1 protein-coding gene is annotated in these 632 nt (G+C 59.3%); it reads right to left on the bottom strand.

The features are described from left to right. The coding region (locus tag H074_RS40620) for a hypothetical protein (protein ID WP_161630665.1) at positions 1-632 on the bottom strand (632 nt) is incomplete at both ends.

Raw genomic sequence — 632 nt, 5'->3', positions numbered from 1 at the left:
GACCGCGTCATCGCGATGGAGAGAATCTTGTTCCCATCCTCGTGCTCACGCCGACGGATGAATCCCATTGACAGCCAGGTGATCCGCTCCCGAGCAGCCTCCGGCAGAGCGTCAAGTCTCGGCGGGAAGAACTCCGTCAAGGACGTCTCCTCGAGATAGTGACCCTCCCCCAGCTTCGGCGTTTTGTGCACAGTGATTTCCACCGCGCGAGAACTTTTCTCTTCGGATTTGCGGGTCACGTAAGTGAAGCGAAACTCACTGAGGTCGATGGATCGTTTCAGCGCCTCCCCCCTCACCAAGTCTTCGAGCACCTCATGCTCGGGGCGGCGAACTCCGTAGTCGACCTTGTGAGTCCTTCTCGTGAAGTGCAACCGGATATCGGGGAGTTGCTGATCATTGCGGGCGCGATCAGCGATATCGGCCATAAGTTTATCAATGAATCCGTTCAGCCTCTTTCGAGCGCCTTCGACGATCACGAACGGCTCCCCGGCCTTCAGCTCACCTTTCCAGCGATCGATTTCGGCATCGGCACGCTTCCTGACTCGGCCGCTCAGTTCCCTCGGCAGCCAAGTCAGTCGCAGGTCTTCGGTCTGCCCCGCCGCCGCTGCGTGGTTCGACACTGGATCCGGTGC

The organism is Amycolatopsis decaplanina DSM 44594, from assembly GCF_000342005.1.
GTDB lineage: Bacteria > Actinomycetota > Actinomycetes > Mycobacteriales > Pseudonocardiaceae > Amycolatopsis > Amycolatopsis decaplanina.
The sequence above is the reverse complement of the archived record's forward strand: the minus strand, read 5'-3'. Positions and strand labels throughout refer to the sequence as shown.